Genomic DNA, 20,269 nt, shown 5'->3' on the forward strand with positions numbered 1-20,269 from the left:
CCGACGTGTCAGGTTACCGGCGAGTGTTCGGCGGTCGAACCCCCGACCCACGGCTGAGGGTGCCGGTGGCGTCAGTCAGCCTGCAGGACGAGTTTCGGACTCTCTGCTGACAACGGAACACTGTCGCGCTGAAGCATCCAGCTGGCGATGTTGTGGAACAGAGGCGCCGCCGACTGGCCACCGGACCCGTCGGCGCTCCGTGTGGGTGCGTCGAGCATGATTCCGATCACGTAACGCGGATCGTCCGCCGGTGCGATACCGGCAAAGGTGATCCAGTAGTTCGAGTTGGAGTAGCACTTGCATGCCGGGTCCACCTGCTGTGCGGTGCCGGTCTTGCCGCTGATCTGATAGCCGGGGATTCCTGCAGCGACGCCGGTGCCGCGCTGATTTCCGTTGTCGTCCTGGGTGACCGCACGAAACATGTCGCGAACCGTCGATGCCGTTTGCGGGCTGACGACGTACACGCCCTCCGGCTGCTCGGTCTCGGTCCTGTTCCCCCCGGGATCCACGGTCGACTTGACGATTCGAGGAGGGATGCGCATCCCGTCGTTCGCGATCGCCTGATACATCGCGGTCATCTGCAGCAACGTCATCGACAGGCCCTGTCCGATGGGCAGGTTGGCGAACGTGCCACCGGACCACTGGTCGCGGCTGGGCACACTTCCGGCACTTTCACCGGGCAGTCCGACATCGCTTCGCTGACCCAGCCCGAATCGGGCAAGCATATCGGCGTACCTGTCCTCGCCTACTCGCTGAGCGAGCATCAGGGTGCCGACGTTCGAAGACTTCCCGAACACGCCGGTCGATGTGTACGGGGCTACGCCATGGTCCCATGCGTCCTTGACCGAGACACCTGACATGAAGATGCTGCCGGGCACCTGGAGGACTTCGTCGGGAGTGGTCAGCCCGTACTCGATCGCAGCAGCAGCTGTGACGATCTTGTTGACCGAGCCAGGTTCGAACGGCGTGGAAACGGCGAGGTTGCCCATCTCCTTGTTCGCGTCGTTGTTGCCGACCCCGATGCCGGGATTGAACGTGTTGTCGTTGGACATGGCCAACACTTCGCCGGTGTGCGCGTCCTGCACGAATGCCGATGCATTCTTCGCGCCGGACAGATCCTTGGCGAGTTGAACCTGCTGCTGGACGTAGTACTGCAGGTCTGCATCGATGGTCAATTCGACGCCTGACCCGTTGACTGCGGTCTGCTTGTCTCGCCAGCTCCCCGGGATGACAGCCCCGTCGGATCCCCGATCGTAGGTCTGCGAACCATCGGTTCCGGCCAGCGTCGAGTCGAGCGAATCTTCCAGCCCGAGCAGACCGTGCCCGTCCCACCCGGTGGCGCCGACGATGTTGGCGGCGAGCGATCCACCGGGGTATTCACGGATGTCCTGGCGTTCGAGGCCGACTTCGCCGTACTTCTCACTGATGTCGGTGGCGATCGTCGAGTCGACCCCGCGCACGAGGTACGTGAACGTGTCGTCGCTCTTCAACTTCGCGAGAATGTCCTTCTCGTTGGCGATGTCGCCCAATTCGTCGTGGATTCCCGCGGCGATTTCGGCAAGCCTGTCGTCGGTTGCAGGCTTGGTCGGATCCTTCGCCCGCGCCTCGTCCAGCTCTTTGCGCACTCGAACAGGTTGAAAGGTAAGCGCTTTCGCTTCCATCGTGAATGCGATCGGCTTGCCGTTTCGATCCGTGATGGAACCGCGAGTGGCTGGGTCGACAAGTGTCGTCGTGCGCTGGGACGCCGCCTCGGCCGACAGACGGTGTCCGTCGACGCCCATGATCCACAGCAGCTGAAGGGCAACGACAGCGAGAACTCCGAACATGACGATTCGGCCGAAGCCATTTCGGAAGACGAAGGACGATGCATCGAATCGACTGCGCGGACGCGGACGAACGGGGTGACTTCCCTGCCTGCGGGACGCCGCAGGGCGACGGCCCTGGGCCGTTGCGTTGCCACGCACCGAGTTTCGCGGCAACGGCGCACGGCGAGGCGCCCCGGTGGTAGGCCTGGTCACTGCCGACTATCCGAAGGACTTGCCGACGGGATGCTCATGGGAACCAATTGTTCACCGAGGGCTGCGCCTGGCGCGTTATTCGATGCGTTCGGCGTGGCGGAAGTGATTGGCGGGGTTACGGTCCCCGAGGAACCACTCGCAGACTGGGTCCCACCCGGTGCCGACGCGGATCGCGCCGGACTCGATGCCTGATTCCTCGGCTGCAACGAATTTCGCGCCTCGGAGTTCGACGATTGCGAAGTCCCCTGCGACTCGACCGGATCCAACGGGGCAACAGGGTTGCCCTGCGCGGGCGCCGGAGTACCGACCACCTGGATCGCTCCGTCTTCGCCCACGACGATCCGTGCCGCGTTCAACGCCGGAATCATGCCCAGTTCAGCAGCTTTGCGCGCCAACTCGGGAGCGGAGTCGGCCAGTTCGACATCACGCTGCAAAGAAGCGCGTTCCTGCACGAGACGCTCGTTCTGCGATTTGGCTTCGGAGAGATCGTACGAGTCCCCCGCCGACCTCGTGGTGAGCAGAAGGGTCAACCCGAGACCGAGTGACAACAACCCGATGATCAACGCGACGAACGGAATACGCGCAGTGATTGCTGTGGTCGAAAGTCCGGTGCGCGCGGTCGCATGGCTACCGGAAACCGATTCCCCGCCGAGCGATACGGCACGCTGCTGCCGACGCTCGTACGCACGTGAGGCTGCCCCCGAGCGACCCGATCCTGGCGCGGATCCGGTAGACCGAGGCCGACGCTTCGTACGTGGCGAACTGGAGGTAATTGTCATGCCGATCTCCTCGCAATTCGCTCGGCCGCGCGCAAGCGCACAGGTGCCGAACGCGGATTTTCTTCTATCTCTTGGTCGGACGCGCGTTCGGCGCCCTTGGTCAGGAGGCGGAACTCCGGGCCCATTCCCGGGAGCTCGACGGGAAGGCCCTCGGGGCTACGGGATTTGATCCGCGGTGCCAGTTCTTTCTTCACAACCCGGTCTTCGAGCGACTGATAGGACATGAACACCACCCGTCCACCCACGGTCAACGCGTCGAGACCGGCAGGGACCGCGGCCTCCAACGAGTCGAGTTCGCTGTTCACTTCGATCCGCAATGCCTGGAAGGTGCGCTTCGCCGGATGTCCACCTGTGCGCCGGGTGGCTGCTGGAATCGACGAGTAGAGCAACTCCACCAGAGCTGCACTGGTAGTGAACGGCTCCGACTCACGCCGCCGGAGAATTGCCGACGCGATACGACCCGCGAACCGTTCCTCGCCGTATGTGCTGAGTACTCGCGCGATTTCTCCGTGCGAGTACGTGTTGAGCACGTCCGCTGCCGTGAGGCCGACGGTCGGGTCCATGCGCATGTCCAGCGGAGCGTCGACGGAGTACGCGAAACCGCGGTCTGCCTCGTCGAGCTGCATCGACGAGACACCCAGGTCGAACAGGATGGCGTGCACCGAATCGATCGGCTCGAGCCCGGCGCTTTCCAGCGCGTCGGCGATTCCGTCGTATGTCGTGTGCACGAAAGTCGTTCTGTCGGAGAACTCGGACAGTCGCGCTTGTGCCCGTTCCAGTGCGTCGGGATCGCGATCGAGTCCTATGAGCCGCACAGTGGGGTACGTCCGAAGGAAGTGCTCCGAGTGCCCACCGAGACCGAGGGTGGCGTCGATCATCACCGGCGACTCGCCACGATCAGCTGCTGCGGTCAGAGCCGGGCCGAGCAATTGGTCTGCGCGCTCGAGGCGCACCGGAATGTGTTTGGGCTCCGAGCTTCCGGCTGCTCCGGACTCCTGGGGAGCGCTATCCGGGACGGGCGATGTCGATTCGCCTTCCACAATGATTCCTCCCGGTCGTGCTTCTGCGCGCCCTCCAGCTCAGCACGCAGTAGATAAAGATGATGGTGTCGAATGCGTCGAGGTCCCTGTCCGATAGGAACCTGGCGTTGGGGAAGAACGTCAGGGTCCTGATCTGCGAAACCTGGCGTTGGGGAAGAACGTCAGGGTTCTGATCGGGCAGAGGCCTCGCGGCACTCGACTGGTGACCGAAGGCGGTTTACAAAATCCCTTCCAAGGACTCGTCCATTGCGTCCGAGAAGCTCTGCTCACTCTCGGCCGAGTAGCGAGCCCAAGCCTCGTCGTTCCAGATTTCGATGAACTCGATCGAACCGTTGACGACGACATTGCGTTCCAGATCCGCGTAGCGCCGATGATCAGGGCTGAGTGTGATGCGTCCCTGTCCATCGAGCTTCTGCTCGTCCGTACCTGCACCCAATTGCCGTATGTACGAGCGGGCAACCGGATTGGATCGTGACGCTTCGGTCAGCTTCCTGACCTTTTCGGCGAAGGCCTCTCGGGTGTAGATGGCGAGGCTGTGATCTTGCCCTTTGCTCACCATCACCCCGTCCTCCAACGCCTCACGGAACTTCGCCGGCAACGTGAGCCGACCTTTCTCGTCGAGCTTGGGCGTGTAGGTACCGAGAAACACTCGACACCTCCCACTCTCTCCGCTGTCACCACTTTACCCCACTTTCCCCCACTATCAATCCCAGCAGGAAGAAATTCTTGGGATCTGTACCTAAATCTGCAGGTCAGCTTAGTGGTTCATTGTGGAGAAACTTTTCCCGGGAGCAGGACAGCGATGCGATGCAGCACAACGTGCCGTCCGGCCGCACCGCAAAACCCCAGCTCGGGAACACATGCGAGGCATGACGACCGAGAAGTGGAGTGGCTGTGGGTGAAAGTGGGGATCAGTGGATTCCGCGCCGCCGTCGGGTGGGGACAGGTGGGCGAATAGACCTGAATCGGAGGTCGACCGCGCTCCGACACAGCTATGTCGACACCACAACAACGAGAGCGGTGCCTACCCGTAGGTATGCACCGCTCTCGTGGTTGTGGCTCTCGTGCTACTGAGCGCCCGATATGTACTTCATGCTTCTCGAACGTTACTTATGGACAGTTGGAATCAGCCGGGCTGGGCCGATTACTCCTGTTCGAATCGCCGTCGGAAACGATCCTCCATCCGCGACGTGAAACCGCCACCCTTGCGCCCGGTCTTAGGCTTGGGCTTCTGCCCCGAGCTCTTCGAGTCGGCTGCGCCGCTCGTCGAAGCGTCTTCCTGTGGCGCCGATCCGCCCTTCCCAGGCCCACCGAGTAGAAACAGAACCCCGGCCCCGAACATGAAGGCGAAGCCGACAAGACTGACGACCGGGAATCCACCGGGCTTGAACGGCAACGCCAGCCCGGCAACAAGTAGAACAAGCCCCAAGACGAACAAAGCCGCCGCTTGAAAGCGACGCTTGCTCGAAGCCGTACGCATACGGCCGCTTCTCACGTGAGACGCGAATTTGGGATCCTCGGCGTAGAGAGCGCTCTCGATCTGGTCGAGCATGCGCTGCTCGTGCTCGGAGAGTGGCACGGTACCTCCCCCTGCACAGATATTGAAAGTCATTTCGGTTGCGAAACGACGGGAAGCTGACCTTGGCGGCTACCTGTTGTCAATAATACGAGCAGAATCGACTGCTTACCACCTACTCGGTCGATGTGTTCCTGAGAATGTCCAAAGTTTCCCTGTACAGCGATCAAGTCCTGCCCAAGAACCGGATACTTCCGACGAACCTTCGGACGCAGATTCGGCGTCAACACGCACAGAACACACCATTTCGGGACGATTCAGGCGGACATCGATCGTGGATAGGAGGCCACTCGGTCGAGCCGAGACTCGGCTCCGATGAAGTCCTCGACCACGTGCAGGAATCGCCCGACCTCACGGTAGAACTCATCTGCCACGCTCGCATCGATCGACCGCGACACACCCGCTTGCAGCGCAGCCCTCGTGGCAGAGAATCCGGAGAAGTACTCGGCCCAGGATTCGAGTGCAGGAGCCGCCTTGGCCAGAAGGACCCACGCGCTCCGCGATCGAGCGCGCGAGGTGGAGATCGGCGCCGCTTCCAGAACCGCGGCGGCGCCCCGCAAGGCAGCCATGTAGCAGTCGAGGAACTGATCGGACACAGTGTCCGCGCCGACAGAACCGGACAGCAACGCATCCGCTCGACCGAGTAGAACTCGCGCACGCGGCGACACCGGCGGACGCATTTCGGCAAGAACTTTCGTGGCCATACTCGAACACCTCCCGTTGGAGTCGTCGTTCGGTACTGCAGATCCGACACGTCCGGACGTCGACGACGATCTATGGTCGGTGGTCCGGCGAGCCCCGCTTCCCTCGGAGTCATCGCCGGATCACCGACATCGAACACCCGTTCGACATATTCAATATAGCTGTGCACACCGACAAGTAGTCAAGGAAAGGTTGAGAACAGTCGCTACCGATGCGGAAACGACCCCGTACCTGGTCGACCTGTCCGCCCAGGAGATCCGCCGACGGCTCCCCGAGGCGCTGGCGATCTACGTCGACGCGATGGGATACCCACAGGGCACCGAATACCACCGTGCGCCGATGTGGTCCGAACATGTGCTGCGACCCGGATGGCGAGGCGTCGGCGCCATCCTCCCCACCGAGGAGTCCCCGCTGGTGGCCGTCGCATACGGGTATCGAGGAGCGCGCCATCAGTGGTGGCATCAGCAGGTTCGAGACGGTTTGCTGAGGTCAGGTGTGAGTGCCGAGCACGCCGACTTCATCCTTGCCGACTACTTCGAACTGACCGAGTTACACGTGTCCCCCCGTGCGCAGGGACACGGACTCGGCGACGCGCTGACCCGCCGTCTGCTTTCCGGTCGGCCCGAACGTAGCGTGCTGCTCTCCACACCCGAAGTCGAGGGCGAGAACAATCGGGCCTGGCGTCTGTATCGCAGACTCGGTTTCGAGGACGTTCTTCGGAATTTCACGTTCGCCGGAGATCGGCGGCCGTTCGCCGTCCTCGCTCGCTCTTTACCGTTCGAATGAGCCTCCACCTCGGTGTTCGACACTGACCTATAGCCTGGAGCGGTGATCGACGTTGTGGTTGTTGGCTCCGGCCACAACGCCCTGACCTCAGCCTGCTATCTCGCCGCCGCCGGTTTGTCCGTCGAGGTCCTGGAGAAGGATTCGATCGCGGGCGGCGGAGTGTCCTCCGTCGAGCGTTTCCCCGGCCATCGCGTCGACAGGGGTTCGTCGGCGCACATCATGGTTCGGCATACCGGGGTCATCGAAGAACTGGCATTGTCCGACCACGGTCTGCGGTACATCGAATGCGACCCGTGGGCATGTGCACCGGGTGCACCGGGAACAGATGAGCCCGCCATCGTCTTCCACCGAGACCTCGACGCCACATGTGAGTCCGTGGCGCGGGCGTGCGGCGGCGCCGATGCTCGTGCCTACCGTCGATTCGTCGACAAATGGGGACCTCGGAGCGCGCGGACGATGCGAGCATTCTCGGCGCCACCGTCAGGCGGCAATCTGCTTCGCTCGTTCTGGGGCCTCGACGCCCCGGCCGGCGGGAGCGCCCTGTCTCGCGAATTCCTGACCACCGGCGACGCCCTGCTCGACGAGCTGTTCTCGTCCGAACGACTCAAGGCGGCGCTGGCGTGGTTCGGCGCTCAATCAGGTCCGCCGATGTCCGAGCCGGGAACGGCGCCAATGGTCGGTTTCGCCGCGCTGATGCACACTGTTCCGCCGGCTCGGGCGGTCGGTGGCAGCGGCGCGCTGGTCGAGGCACTGATATCGAAGCTGCAGTCGGACGGCGGCGAGGTCACGCTCGGCGACGCCGTCGAATCGGTGACGCCCTCTCCCGACCACTGGACTACGCGAACCCGATCGGGACGGATGGTAAGCAGCAAGATGGTCGTCGCGGGATGCCACATCCTGACCACGTTGGACCTCTTGGCGGCAGGTGGTCACGATCCTCGGCAGATCGAATCCTGGCGTCGAGGAATCCGCGTCGGTCCGGGACTCGGGATGGCCGTCCGCCTCGCGACGTCAGCACTCCCCCGGTACCCGGGTGCCGAGTCCGCGACCTCGGGCCTGCAACTGCTCGTCCGTGACCGCGCCCAGTTGCGTCTCGCTCACGGCAGCGCTCTCGCCGGCGAGTTGCCCCCACAGCCGGCGGTTCTCGGAATGTCTTTCACCGCAATCGAACCCAGTGTGGCACCGGAAGGCGAGCATCAAGTTTCGCTGTGGTCGCAATGGCACCCGCATACATTGTCGGGGGGAAGGCAGTGGCGCAACTCCGAGAGCGACGTGCATCCGGGCGACCTCGCCGAAACCGAGGCCGACCGAGTCGTCGACCAGCTCGAGTCGTACGCTCCCGGCTTTCGCGAATCGGTACTGCACCGGCATGTTCAGTCGCCCGCGGATATCGAACGCGAACTGGGGATGATCGGAGGAAATATCATGCACGTGGAGATGTCGTTGGACCAGATGATGATGTGGCGCCCGATTCCACAGCTTGCCCAGCACCGGGTCCCGGGCGCTCGCGGGCTCTATCTCACCGGCGCATCGACTCACCCGGGCGGCGGCGTCTCGGCCGCGAGTGGACGAAGCGCAGCAAGAATCGCTATCGCGGACAGTCGTGCCGGCCGTGTCCGTCGCTGGCTCGGCGAACGCGTCCGATGAACAAGGTTGTCTTTGCCCTCGCCGGATGCGCGATCGGTGCGCAGATCGTCTACCCACTCGTGTCGGGGTCGGCCCGTGACTTGGTCACTGTCGCCGTCGTCGGTTTCCTGGCTGCGGCCGCAATCACGCACGCCGTGGTTGCGCGCGGCCCGAAGTGGGCTGCCATCATGTTCGTCGTCACTGCCGGCATCGGTCTGGCAGCGGAGATGGTCGGCACGGCGACCGGGTTTCCGTTCGGGAGCTACTACTACGCCACCGACCGCCTCGGGCCAGGAATCGTCGGCGTACCTGCGGTGGTTCCGCTGGCATGGACTGCCGGTTTCTACCCGGTCTGGTGTGCGGTGACCTACGTGTTGAAGAGAACTGGCGCATCCCCGACGAAAACTGCGATCCACCGGGTGATCTTCACGGCCATCGGCATGGTGGGTTGGGACCTGTACCTCGACACCCAGATGGTGACCGACGGGCAGTGGACGTGGACGTCACCGATCGCCGGACTTCCCGGCCTACCGTCGATTCCGATCAGTAACTACTTCGGATGGTTCCTGGTTGCGCTGCTGATGGCCGCGATCCTGGAGGCAGTCAGCGAACGCGACACTGCAGCTCCACTCCGTCCGACGCGCCGGATGCAGCCCACGGAGTCCGACACCGTACCCATCCTTCTCTTCGTGTGGACCTGGCTCGGATCCGCGCTCGCGCACGCCGTTCTGCTTACCGGACCCGAGCTGCGGTTCTCTGCCGTATACGGGTTCGTCGTCATGGGAGTCGTCGGCGTCCCGCTGCTGTGGGCTTGGATCGTCGAACGGAGATCGAGCCCGGCCACGCCTGCGCTCTGAGCACCTCCGTGACGTCGAAGCCGTCGCTCGTCTGGCACGATGTCGCTGTGCAGTCGACATTTCGTGAAGGTAGATCCCGTAACCGTCGCCGACTACTGTCCGCGTTCGCGCTGGCACTGTTCATTGCGCCGCTGCTGACCGGTTGCCTCCGGGCGCAGGTGTCGATGGGCGTCTCGGCCGACGATCGGGTCTCGGGTCAGATTGTCGCGGCGACCATACCTACATCGGATTCCGACACCGGACCTCAGTTGACGGCGCCGTCGTCGCTGGCGAACAAGATTCGCATCAGTGAGTACAAGCAGGATGGATACGTCGGCAGCGAGGCGCGGTTCAGTGACCTGTCCTTCGGTGACGTGCAAACCCTCGGTTCGATGTCCGAGCAGGCGATCGGAAGCTACCAGTTGGTGCTGCAACGGTCCGGCGACACGGTGACTCTCGACGGCAAGGCGGACCTGCAGACCGTTCCGGTCCAAGGCACCGACGTGCAGTTCACCATCGCCTTTCCCGCTCGGATAGGGACGACGAACGGCACTCGCGACGGCGACAACATCATCACCTGGAAGCTCCCCGCGGGTGAAGTGACCTCGATGCGTGCAGAGGTCAACTACCCGGACCCGAACACCCGTAGCTTCGCGGGGTGGGCCGGAATCGTGGGCGGCGTCACCATCGGCGTTGCCGCGATCGTCGGCGCGATGGCCTGGGTGACGCGCAATCCTCCCGTCCGACGCCGGAATTCGGCGACCTCGGAGACAGTTCCGAGTCGCGACACTTCTGCGTGATCGATGTCGCGGTGCTCGCGCGCCGGGCAGTCGTGGCCGGTGCCGTCCTGTCCGGCTTGTCGGCGGCGACGACCATAGTCAATGCACGCACGCTACGCGCACTTCAACGCCCCGACGGAGACGTCGATGCCTCCGTCGTCGTCTGCATACCGGCCAGAAACGAAGCCCCGAGACTACCGAACCTGCTCCGCGACCTGCGCGACCAAACCCAGTGCCGCCGACTGCGCGTCATCGTTCTCGACGACGGGTCGACCGACGGCACGTTCGACGCCGCCGCCTCCGTGATCGGATCGGACCCACGATTCCTTCTCGTTCGTTCCGAATCCGACCCCCCTGCCGGGTGGACCGGCAAGGCAGCCGCATGTCGCACGCTCGGCGAACTCGCATTCGCCGAGCCCACCGACTGCATAGCGTTCGTGGACGCCGATGTCCGACTCGATACGAGCGCAGTCGCAGCCGCGGTAGCGGAGTTGCGTTCCAGCCGAGCAGCCCTCGTCAGCCCGTGGCCGAGACAGGAGACCGGCACCCTCGCCGAAGCACTCGTGCAGCCGCTGCTGAGCTTTTCCTGGATGTCGACTCTTCCCATTCTTGCAGCCAACGCGTCATCGATGCCGTCGACGGTGGTGGCCTGCGGTCAATTCTTGATGTTCGACGCGGCGGCCTATCGCTCGATCGACGGGCACAACTGCGTCGCGAGCAGTCCGACCGAGGACCTCGACATCGCGCGCGCCCTGCGCCGATCCGGGGAACGCACCGTGCTGGTGTCCGGCGGCGGATTCGTTCGCTGCCGCATGTACGACGGCTGGTCGGCTGTCCGCGCCGGATACACACGCTGGTTGTGGAGTGCCTACGGAGGGCCGGCAAGATCTACCGCGGTTCTCGGCACGGTCTCGCTGGCCTATCTCGCCCCGCCCCTGGCTGCCGTATTCGGAGCGGGGACGACAAGAGCATGGGGAATCGGCGGCTATCTCGCCGCCGTCGCGGCGCGGGTGGTGTCCGCACGCGCAGAATCAGGGGCCGAAACCTCGCTGCTCCGGACCACGATCGTCTCGACAGCGCATCCGCTCTCGGTCGCGATCTACGGCGCGCTCACCGTGAATTCGCTGCGACGACACCGAAACGGATCGACCAGCTGGAAGGGAAGGCCACTACTTTAGGCCCCACCACCGGCCCGGCGATTGCGAGCGGCGCTCAGACCCTCGCTGCGCAGAGACCGAGATTGGTCAGAACCTCACGAGTAGCCCGCGCGAAGTTCAACGTGATGAAGTGCAGCGCTGGAGCACCCTCGGCGATGAGGCGCTCACCCATCTCCGTCGCCAAGGCGATGCCGACTTCACGCACCGCTGCCCGGTCTTCCTCAGGCCCGGTACCTGCCGCCGCAGTGAAACGGTCGTCGAGCGACTTGGGAAGTGCGGAACCGGACAGTGCAAGCGCGCGACGGACGGTACGCAGCGACGTGATCGGCATGATCTCAGGAATGATGGGCTTCGCACCCTGCTCCGGATCGCACGCCACCACTCGATCGCGCAGACGCAAGTAGTCGTCGACATCGAAGAACATCTGCGTGATCGAATACTCGGCGCCCGCACGAAGCTTGTTCACCAGAACTCGCGTGTCCTGGTCGAGATCGACCGCGCGATAGTGCCCCTCGGGGAACGACGCGACACCGACATGGAAGTCGCCCAGCTCTCGGACGAGACTGACCAACTCCTCCGCGTACTCCACACCCTCCGGGTGCTTCTCCCAATGCCCGAGGGGATCACCCGGTGGGTCGCCGCGGAGCACGAGGATATTCGAGATGCCGCGGTCTGCATAAGCGCCGACCATCGACCGGAGCTCGTCGACACTGTGCGACACCGCGGTGAGGTGGGCGACCGGCAGCAAAGTCGTTTCTTCTGCGATCTGTCCGGTGACACGCACCGTTCGGTCGCGCGTCGACCCACCGGCGCCGTAGGTCATGGACACGAATGCGGGCCGCATCTGCTCGAACTCGCGCACCGCACGCCACAGTCTGCCCTCCGCGGCCTCGTCCCGAGGAGGTGAGAACTCCACCGAGAAAGGAATCGGCGTCGACGCATCAGTGCGCAGACGGTCGACTATGGAGGGAGTTCGAGTCTCCCACCCGTCGCTCGACCGCCCCCTGACGGCATCGAATGTCACTGCCTCATCATAGGTTCCTCTGCAGACGCCGGCGACGACGACCCAGCACCGACGGTGCACAGCGGCGTCGGCAGCTAAAGTTGAAGAGCATCTACGCGCTTTCGGATCGACTGGAGGATCTCCTGTCCGGGAAACTGACCATGGCTCAATCCACCGACCCACGCGGTCGACTCGTCACCGCTGTCGCGGGTGGCACGTCGACACCACGTGAACTCGTCGAGTCGGCACTGATCGAGTTCTTCGAATCCAGGAGCGAACATGTTGCCGTCGTGGGTGGTGGCTACGTATCGGCGGTCGAGGAGCTGACCGAATTCGTCCTCCGTGGCGGCAAACGCATTCGTCCTGCCTTCGCCTGGACCGCGTGGCTCGGCGCGGGAGGCGACCCCGCAAGCGGCCAGGCGGTTTCGGTGATCCGTGCGTGCTCGGCACTCGAGCTGGTTCAGGCGTGCGCGTTGATCCACGACGACATCATCGACGCCTCGATCACCCGGCGTGGGTTTCCCACTGTCCACATCGGCTTCGCCGACCGCCACCGTGATGCAGGGTGGTCCGGCTCCTCCGCCCGCTTCGGCGAATCGGCAGCGATTCTGCTGGGCGATCTCGCGTTGTGCTGGGCCGACGACATGCTCCGGGAATCCGGAATCGACGCCGATGCGGCTGCTCGGGTCTCACCTGTCTGGTCGGCGATGCGAACCGAGGTACTCGGAGGTCAGCTCCTCGACATCGAGGCCGAGGCCGGTCTGGACGAGTCGGTGGAGGCTGCCATGAGGGTGAACCGCTACAAAACTGCCGCGTACACCGTGGAGCGCCCACTTCACCTCGGCGCCGTACTCGCCGACGCATCCCCCGAGCTGATTTCCACGTACCGCTCGTTCGGCACGGACATCGGTATTGCATTCCAGCTTCGGGACGATCTGCTCGGAGTGTTCGGCGACCCTGCGGTCACCGGAAAGCCATCCGGCGACGACATCCGCGAGGGCAAGCGGACCGTCCTGATGGCGACGGGTATGTCCCGTGCTGACGAGGCCGATCCTCGATCCGCGGCTCTGTTGCGGACGAGCCTCGGCGACGCGGACCTCGACGAGGACGGAATCGGCCGAGTGCGAGCGGCCCTGACCGACGTGGGAGCCGTCGACGACGTGGAGCGACGTATCTCGGACCTGACCGAGCGGGCGATGGCGACACTGGACGCGGGTGCCGTGGAAGCACAGGCAGCGAGTCGACTACGACACATGGCGATCGCCGCAACGCAGCGAACGTACTGACATTGATCGGCTCGAAACGACGAAAGGCTGACGTGCGTTCCATCAGCGGACAGACTGACTCCATCGTGGTGGTAGGGGCGGGCCTCGCCGGACTCTCGGCAGCCCTACACCTCATCGGCGCGGGCCGAAACGTCACGGTCCTGGAGCGAGAGGACACGGTCGGCGGCCGAGTCGGGGTGTACCCCGTGCCCGGCGACGACGGTTCGATTCTCTACGAGATCGACAACGGTGCAAGCGTTCTCACGATGCCCGATCTCATCGAATCTGCTCTCGCCGCCGTCGGAGAATCCTTCGACACGGTCTCACCGAAGATCTCGCTGAGTGCACTGTCGCCGAGCTACCACACGCGCTACGCCGACGGCACCTCCATCGACGTCTATTCCGACCCCGAGGCGATGGCAGACGAAGTCGCAAAGAAGTGCGGCGCTGCTGAAGCAGAAGGGTATCGGGCGCTTCGACAGTGGCTGGCATCGATCTTCGACGCGGAGTTCGACCGCTACATCGATTCCAACTTCGACTCTCCCCTCGATCTCGTCTCCTCGTCTGCTGCGCTGCGCGACACTCTCACCCTCACCCGACTCGGCGGTTTCGGCCGACTCGGCCCGCGGGTGGAGACATTCTTGAAGGACGAGCGGTTGCGCCGCGTGTTCACGTTTCAAGCGCTCTACGCGGGTATGGCTCCGGCCAAAGCCCTTGCTGTGTACGGAGCGATCGCCCACATGGATACCTCGCTCGGGGTGTACTTCCCGGCAGGCGGCATGGCCTCCATTGCAGCCGGGATGGCGGACGCGGTGACCCGAAACGGTGGGACTGTGGTCACCGGCGCCGCCGTGTCCGACATTCAGGTCGAGGGAGGACGAGCAACTGCAGTACGCACGAACGACGGCATCGACTACGTGTGCGACGCAGTTGTCCTGACTCCGGATCTACCGGTCGTCGACGCCCTGCTCGACCGTGCGGGTGTGTCGTCTCGCGGTCGACGACGTGGGTACGGAACCGTGTCACCGTCGGCTGTCGTGTTTCACGGAACGGTCCCCACTCGCATCACCGACACGTGGCCATCGAAGTCGCATCACACGATCGACTTCGGTGCGGAATGGGCGTCTACGTTCGCGCGGATCACAGCTCGCCGGGGGCGGGGCGCGCTCATGGAGGACCCTTCGCTGCTCATCACTCGGCCTGCAGTGACCGACGCGTCGCTTCTCGTCGAACGTGGCGGCGAGCCCTGCGAGCCGGTATCTGTGCTGGCACCGTGCCCGAACCTCGGCAGTGCACCATTCGATTGGCCTCGACTGCAGGATCCTTACGTCCGCGAAATCCAGCAGGAGTTGGAACGGCGCGGGTACCCCGACGTGACGACCATGACCGTGGATCGCGTGGATACTCCGCAAACGTGGGCCGACCGCGGAATGCTCCTCGGTAGCCCGTTCTCCTCGGCTCACGTCTTCCGCCAGACAGGCCCGTTCCGCAGACAGAACGTCGTTCGAGGACTCGACAACGTGGTCCTGGCCGGATCGGCCACGACACCAGGCGTCGGCGTGCCGACCGTGCTCGTGTCGGGCAAACTGGCCGCGGAGCGCATCTACGGCACACCGTGACATACCGGCGGGCACCGGGATGGTTCGGATCCACTAGGTCTACCCACTAAACTGACTGCGGCCATCGACTGTGAACCCCCCGTTCACCCGTCGTCCGCCATCACCGCGCGACACCGAGAGGAGGATGAATACCGCGATGTCCTCGGTCCAGGGTCCTGCAGCATCCGGCACAGCCGGGTCCGACCCGAGTCACGACACCGCGTCACCCTCCGCAGAGCCGAGCAGGTCCTCTGTTCGACATCTGTCCCTGTTCCTGCGCAGCCCAGAAGGGCACGCCGCGGTTCTGGGTATGGTCGGCGCCGCGCTCATCACCTTCGGTGGCTTCGGCGCAGGCAGTGTGAGGCGTCAGGACCCGCTGCTCGAAGCCATGCATCTGTCATGGCTTCGTTTCGGTCATGGTCTCATCCTCTCCAGCATCATCGTGTGGCTCGGCGTCGTTCTGATGATCGTCGCCTGGGTCCGACTCGGGCGAGCGACCCTCGGCGGTAGAACCACTGTTCGAGAGATCGGATGGGTCGTACCCGCGTGGACAGCACCGCTGCTGCTGGCGGTACCGATGTTCAGTCGCGACGCGTACTCCTACCTCGCGCAGGGTGCACTGCTCCGTGACGGATTCGACCCGTACGCCGTGGGCCCAGTTGCCAACCCCGGAATTCTTCTCGACAACGTCAGCAACGTCTGGACGACGACGACCGCACCGTACGGCCCCCTCTTTCTTCTTCTCGGTCGGGCGATCACGAGCATCACCGGTGACAACGTGATTGCCGGCACGATGCTGCTGCGCCTCACCATGCTTCCCGGGCTCGCACTGATGGTGTGGGCTGTTCCAAGGCTGGCGTCTCACATGGGCGGCAAGCCGGCGATCGCACTGTGGCTGGCAGTTCTCAATCCGCTCGTCCTCATTCACCTCATCGGTGGAGTACACAACGAACTGCTGATGGTCGGCCTCATGACCGCCGGGATCGTGCTGGTTCTCGAGCGACGGCACGTCGGCGGAATCGCGCTCGTGGCCGTCGCGGTCGCGATCAAGGCGACCGCCGGCTTGGCACTTCCGTTCATGGTGTGGATCTGGATGATTCACGAACGCGACAAAGCCATCGCCGAGAACAGAAAGCCGATGTCTCCCATCCGGTCGTTTGCCAAGACAGCCGGCACCGGCGCCGGCGTGTTCGCCGCTGTCTTCGTGATGTCGTCCGTGATCGCGGGCGTCGGGATCGGCTGGCTCACAGCATTGTCCGGGTCGACCAAGATCATCAATTGGCTGTCGCTACCGACCATCCTCGCGCACCTGGTCACCGTCAGCACCTCGTGGTTCCTCGACTTGCGCCTCGGCCCTGTCCTCGAGGTGACGCGGATGCTGTGTGCGGTCGCACTGGCCATCATCATCGTCACAACCTGGTGGCTCTACCGCAGAACCGAACGCGACGCGGTCAAGGGGATCGTCATCGCCCTGGTAGCGATCGTTGTCCTGTCGCCGGCTGCGCTGCCGTGGTACTACTCGTGGCCGCTGGCGCTGGCAGCGGGCTTTGCCCTCTCGACGAGAACACTGATGATCCTCGTCGGTCTGTCCGCGTGGCTGATGCTCGTCTTCCGGCCCGATGGTTCCATCGGCCTCTATACGGTTGCCCACGTCGCGCTCGCGACGTTCGCCGCGGTGGTGGCCGCCTTGTCGTTGACGCGGGTGGACCCGCTGCGGCTGCGCGGGAAACCGTCCACATCGGCCGAACATGACGAGCAACGCGCCGATCCGCAGAGGAGTACGTCCGACCGTGGGTGAACTCGATGCCATCGACCCGTCGCTACATGCTGCTTACCAGCTATGCCGTGACCTGAACGCCCGTCACGGAAAGACCTATTTCCTGGCCACACGGCTTCTGCCGGTGGACAGGCGGGCCGGGGTGCACGCCCTGTACGGATTCGCGCGCATGGTGGACGACATCATCGACGTCGATGTCGACGGCTCGCTCACGGAGGCACCCTCAGCCGACGTCCACCTCGCCCCGGCCGACGAGCGCGCAGGCGCGGAGGTCGATGTGCTCGAGCAGCGTGTCCGGGCGGCACTGAACGGTGAGAGGCTCGGAAGCAGTCCCTCGGACCAGGTACTGCGAGCATTCGTCGACACTGTCGAGCGCTACCGCATCCCGCACGAGTACTTCTATGCGTTCTTCCACTCGATGCGGATGGACATCCCGGGCACAGACGTCTTTCGGTCTCGATACCGCACCATGTCGGAGCTGTCCGAGTACATGTATGGATCTGCAGCGGTCATCGGTCTGGAGATGCTTCCGATCCTGGGCGCTACGAGCGCGGACGCCGAAGCTCCCGCAGCCGCACTGGGCGAGGCATTCCAGTTGACCAACTTCATCAGGGACATGGGCGAAGATCTCGACCGCGATCGCATCTACTTGCCGACCGAGGAACTAGCCGCGTTCGGCGTCGACGAGGAGCTCCTTCGGTCCTGCCGTCGTCGGGCCCGGACGGACCAGCGAGTGGACCGCGCTCTGGCTCATCTGATCGCACACACTCGGGCGATCTACCGCATCGCCGAGCCCGGTATCGAGCTTCTGGATCCGCGAGTCCGCCCCGGCATGCGCACCGCCCTCCTGCTGTACGGCGGCATTCTCCGCGAGGTCGAGGACGGCGGCTACCGTGTGTTGTTCGAACGGGCACGGGTGTCGCGCGTGCGACGTCTGTCGGTAGCCGGTCCTGCTCTCGTTGCCACCGGGTGGAACGCGCTCAGAACGCCATCGCCTGCGCGCGCCTGATCACCTCGCGCATGAGATCTCCGTGCATCGCGTCGATGGGCCGCCCGGGGAGACTGTCGTCCGATTCGAACAGCCACTTCAGGATCTCTTCGTCGTCGAACCCTCCGTCGTGCAGCACGGCGAGCAGACCCGGAAGACCTTTGACGATCTGTCGGCCCGAGGCGTTCAAGAACACCTCGGGAACACCGGGTACGCGATTGCGCTTGACGGCGAGCAGTTGGCGTTCGCGCAGCATCTGCTCGACCCTGGACTTGGGTACGTCGAGGATCTTGCTCACGTCGATCAGCTGCAGCAGCGAGACGGATGGGTCCAAGACGTCGTCGGAGTAAGGGATAGTGCTCACTGCAGTAACGTTAACGGGTTGGCTCTCGGATACGAAAAGCACTGCCCCGACGCGCAGCGTCCGAGACGAAGGCGATATCTATCCTGGCTACCATCACGTAGGTAGCGCCTCGAATTCCCTGCTCCAGCGTTACCTCAGGAGGTTGACGAAGTGATATCCGGAGGATCCGTGTCTGCGGGTTCGTTGCTGGATCGGCGCTACCGCATCGACGCCCCCATCGCGCGCGGCGGCATGTCCACGGTCTATCGGGCACTCGACACCCGACTCGATCGGCCGGTCGCCGTCAAGATCATGGACCCCAAGTTCGCCGCGGATCCCCAGTTCGTGGCTCGATTCGAATTCGAAGCCAGGGCGGTGGCCAGGCTCAACAATCCCGGACTCGTAGCTGTCTACGACCATGGACGTGACGGCGAGTACGCCTTCCTCGTCATGGAGTTGGTCGAAGGAGGGACGCTGCGTGAGCTACTGCGCGAACGCGGGCCCATGCCCCCACATGCGGCCGCAGCCGTCATCCGTCCGGTATTGGACGCGCTCGGGACAGCCCACCGAGCAGGCCTTGTCCACCGCGACGTCAAACCCGAGAACATCCTCATCTCCGACTACGGGGACGTCAAGATCGCCGACTTCGGACTCGTCCGTGCGGTTGCCGCGTCGAACGCCACCTCCAGCTCCGTGATTCTCGGCACAGCGGCGTACCTGTCCCCCGAACAGGTCACGACCGGATCCGCCAACGCCGGCAGCGATGTATACGGCGTCGGCGTCGTCCTGTTCGAGTTGCTCACAGGTCGAACCCCGTTCAGCGGAGACACCTCCTTGTCCATCGCGTATCAACGGATCGACAACGACGTCGCTCGTCCCAGCAGCCTCATCTCGGGCGTGCCGCGCGAGTTCGACGAATTGGTCTCCCGGGCGACGAATCGCGATCCAGCGAGCAGATTCCAGAATGCCGACGAGATGGCCCGTGCACTCCGCGCCGTGTGCGCGCGCCTCGAACTACCCGCGTACCGCGTACCGGCACCGCGGCGATCCGCCGAGCATCGAAGCGCCGCCGTCCTCGGAGCGCCGACGACGTTCGCAGGAGATCGCAACGCCGAACCTCCGGCGCCGCCGACACAGGCGGTAGCAGCACCGGTGTCCTCGGACGCCGGGCTCCACCACACCCGCGTGCAGACCGCTCCGACGGCACGCGACAGTGCGCCTGCGCCGGACGTGGTTCCACCGCACACCGTCGGCCGCCGCCACTACGAGTTTCCGGATTTCGACGCGGACCGACAGCGCTCGCGTCGGGCCATCGTCATCTGGCTGACCGTCGTGGCCGTGCTTGCCGCGCTCGTCGGAGTCGGCGGCTGGTGGATGGGTTCCGGTCGCTACCCGACGGTTCCCGAGGTAGGGGGTCTCGATCTTCTCGGCGCCGAAAGCGCGCTGGAGGCAGCAGACCTGGACAGCGCGACACGTGGAACCTACTCCGACACAGCGCCGTTGGATTCGCTCGTCGGAACCGACCCGACTACCGGCTCGCGCGTCCCGAGAGGCGACACGGTCTACCTTCTGGTCTCCCTCGGACCGCCCAGCGTCCCGGACATCGCGCCCGGCATCTCCGTCGGCGACATGCAGGAGCTGTTGCGCGAGCGCACCTTCGACCCTGTCGACGGCGGCGAGGCCTTCAGCACCACGGCCCCGATCGGCGGCGTAGCGGCGCTCGACCCGCCGCCGGGCACCGAACTCTCGGTCGGAGACACCGTGAAGATTCTGCGTTCCAAAGGTGCTCCCCCGGTCGATGTCCCGGACATCGCCGGCATGTCGGCCGACGAGGCCACTGCCGCCTTGGCATCCGTCGGGATTTCGGTGGAAGGGACCGACGTCGCATTCGATGAGGACACCGACGGTGGCAAGGTCACCGGCACGTCGCCGGAGATCGGCACGAGCGTGACCGCAGGAAGCAGCATTCGACTTCAGGTATCCAACGCGATCTCGG

18 protein-coding genes are annotated in these 20,269 nt (G+C 64.3%); 10 read left to right on the forward strand and 8 right to left on the reverse strand.

The genetic code is table 11. The features are described from left to right. Positions 1 to 71 precede the first annotated feature (71 nt). From A2J03_RS28645 to A2J03_RS28670, 6 genes are all read right to left on the reverse strand, one after another. Positions 72 to 2,018 carry a peptidoglycan D,D-transpeptidase FtsI family protein gene (locus A2J03_RS28645; RefSeq protein ID WP_442971424.1) on the reverse strand — a complete coding sequence of 649 codons (1,947 nt, stop codon included), beginning with the start codon at positions 2,016 to 2,018 and terminating at the stop codon, positions 72 to 74. After that, complete coding sequence (locus A2J03_RS28650; RefSeq protein WP_231912754.1) at positions 2,015 to 2,797, reverse strand: hypothetical protein; 783 nt, start codon at positions 2,795 to 2,797, stop codon at positions 2,015 to 2,017. The genes A2J03_RS28645 and A2J03_RS28650 overlap by 4 nt, the downstream gene beginning before the upstream one ends. After that, positions 2,794 to 3,756 (reverse strand): 16S rRNA (cytosine(1402)-N(4))-methyltransferase RsmH, encoded by a 963-nt coding sequence (gene rsmH / locus A2J03_RS28655; protein ID WP_231912756.1) that lies wholly within the window; start codon positions 3,754 to 3,756, stop codon positions 2,794 to 2,796. Before rsmH ends, A2J03_RS28650 begins: the two co-directional genes overlap by 4 nt. Positions 3,757 to 4,054: 298 nt before the next feature. Further along, on the reverse strand, positions 4,055 to 4,486 hold the full coding sequence (gene mraZ, locus A2J03_RS28660) for a division/cell wall cluster transcriptional repressor MraZ (RefSeq protein ID WP_068381401.1): 432 nt from the start codon (positions 4,484 to 4,486) through the stop codon (positions 4,055 to 4,057). A 495-nt stretch (positions 4,487 to 4,981) separates the two neighbouring features. Then, positions 4,982 to 5,416: a DUF3040 domain-containing protein gene (locus A2J03_RS28665; protein WP_068381404.1), complete on the reverse strand. Its 435-nt coding sequence runs from the start codon at positions 5,414 to 5,416 to the stop codon at positions 4,982 to 4,984. Between the two features lie 254 nt (positions 5,417 to 5,670). Next, complete coding sequence (locus A2J03_RS28670) at positions 5,671 to 6,117, reverse strand: SAV_6107 family HEPN domain-containing protein (protein WP_068381407.1); 447 nt, start codon at positions 6,115 to 6,117, stop codon at positions 5,671 to 5,673. A gap of 190 nt (positions 6,118 to 6,307) precedes the next feature. Here A2J03_RS28670 and A2J03_RS28675 point away from each other — a divergent pair, with 190 nt between their 5' ends. Genes A2J03_RS28675 through A2J03_RS28695 form a run of 5 tightly spaced genes read left to right on the forward strand, consistent with a single transcriptional unit; the run spans position 6,308 to position 11,320 of the window. After that, positions 6,308 to 6,901 carry a GNAT family N-acetyltransferase gene (locus A2J03_RS28675; RefSeq protein ID WP_068381441.1) on the forward strand — a complete coding sequence of 198 codons (594 nt, stop codon included), beginning with the start codon at positions 6,308 to 6,310 and terminating at the stop codon, positions 6,899 to 6,901. A gap of 42 nt (positions 6,902 to 6,943) precedes the next feature. After that, on the forward strand, positions 6,944 to 8,548 hold the full coding sequence (locus A2J03_RS28680; protein WP_068381410.1) for a phytoene desaturase family protein: 1,605 nt from the start codon (positions 6,944 to 6,946) through the stop codon (positions 8,546 to 8,548). Beyond that, complete coding sequence (locus A2J03_RS28685) at positions 8,545 to 9,384, forward strand: carotenoid biosynthesis protein (protein ID WP_068381413.1); 840 nt, start codon at positions 8,545 to 8,547, stop codon at positions 9,382 to 9,384. The genes A2J03_RS28680 and A2J03_RS28685 overlap by 4 nt, the downstream gene beginning before the upstream one ends. Positions 9,385 to 9,431: 47 nt before the next feature. Beyond that, the gene (locus tag A2J03_RS28690; RefSeq protein ID WP_068381443.1) at positions 9,432 to 10,163 is read left to right on the forward strand and encodes an LppM family (lipo)protein; all 732 of its coding nucleotides are present in this window, start codon (positions 9,432 to 9,434) and stop codon (positions 10,161 to 10,163) included. After that, a complete protein-coding gene (locus A2J03_RS28695; RefSeq protein ID WP_231912755.1) occupies positions 10,160 to 11,320 on the forward strand; it encodes a glycosyltransferase in 1,161 nt (386 codons plus the stop codon). Before A2J03_RS28690 ends, A2J03_RS28695 begins: the two co-directional genes overlap by 4 nt. Positions 11,321 to 11,354: 34 nt before the next feature. On the opposite strand, the gene A2J03_RS28700 is transcribed toward A2J03_RS28695, so the two are convergent. Continuing rightward, positions 11,355 to 12,323 carry a methylenetetrahydrofolate reductase gene (locus A2J03_RS28700; protein ID WP_197481011.1) on the reverse strand — a complete coding sequence of 323 codons (969 nt, stop codon included), beginning with the start codon at positions 12,321 to 12,323 and terminating at the stop codon, positions 11,355 to 11,357. 140 nt (positions 12,324 to 12,463) lie between these two features. On the opposite strand from A2J03_RS28700, the gene A2J03_RS28705 reads away from it, so the two are divergent. The 4 genes from A2J03_RS28705 (at position 12,464) to A2J03_RS28720 (ending at position 17,951) form a co-directional block, all read left to right on the forward strand. After that, on the forward strand, positions 12,464 to 13,588 hold the full coding sequence (locus A2J03_RS28705; RefSeq protein ID WP_197481013.1) for a polyprenyl synthetase family protein: 1,125 nt from the start codon (positions 12,464 to 12,466) through the stop codon (positions 13,586 to 13,588). Positions 13,589 to 13,620: 32 nt separating this feature from the next. Then, positions 13,621 to 15,186, forward strand: a complete 1,566-nt coding sequence (gene crtI, locus A2J03_RS28710) for a phytoene desaturase family protein (RefSeq protein ID WP_068381419.1) — start codon at positions 13,621 to 13,623, stop codon at positions 15,184 to 15,186. Between the two features lie 136 nt (positions 15,187 to 15,322). Next, complete coding sequence (locus A2J03_RS28715) at positions 15,323 to 16,963, forward strand: alpha-(1->6)-mannopyranosyltransferase A (RefSeq protein ID WP_068381422.1); 1,641 nt, start codon at positions 15,323 to 15,325, stop codon at positions 16,961 to 16,963. After that, positions 16,956 to 17,951 (forward strand): phytoene/squalene synthase family protein, encoded by a 996-nt coding sequence (locus tag A2J03_RS28720; RefSeq protein WP_068381424.1) that lies wholly within the window; start codon positions 16,956 to 16,958, stop codon positions 17,949 to 17,951. Before A2J03_RS28715 ends, A2J03_RS28720 begins: the two co-directional genes overlap by 8 nt. Here the strand turns inward: A2J03_RS28720 and A2J03_RS28725 are convergent. Then, the gene (locus A2J03_RS28725) at positions 17,923 to 18,294 is read right to left on the reverse strand and encodes an Rv2175c family DNA-binding protein (RefSeq protein WP_068381427.1); all 372 of its coding nucleotides are present in this window, start codon (positions 18,292 to 18,294) and stop codon (positions 17,923 to 17,925) included. The two genes, A2J03_RS28720 and A2J03_RS28725, sit on opposite strands and share 29 nt — an antisense overlap. 150 nt (positions 18,295 to 18,444) lie before the next feature. Here A2J03_RS28725 and pknB point away from each other — a divergent pair. After that, a partial coding sequence (pknB, locus tag A2J03_RS28730) for a Stk1 family PASTA domain-containing Ser/Thr kinase (RefSeq protein ID WP_068381452.1) occupies positions 18,445 to 20,269 on the forward strand: 1,825 nt, incomplete at its 3' end.

It is taken from the genome of Rhodococcus sp. EPR-157, assembly GCF_001647195.1.
In the GTDB taxonomy this organism is placed as follows: Bacteria; Actinomycetota; Actinomycetes; order Mycobacteriales; family Mycobacteriaceae; genus Rhodococcoides.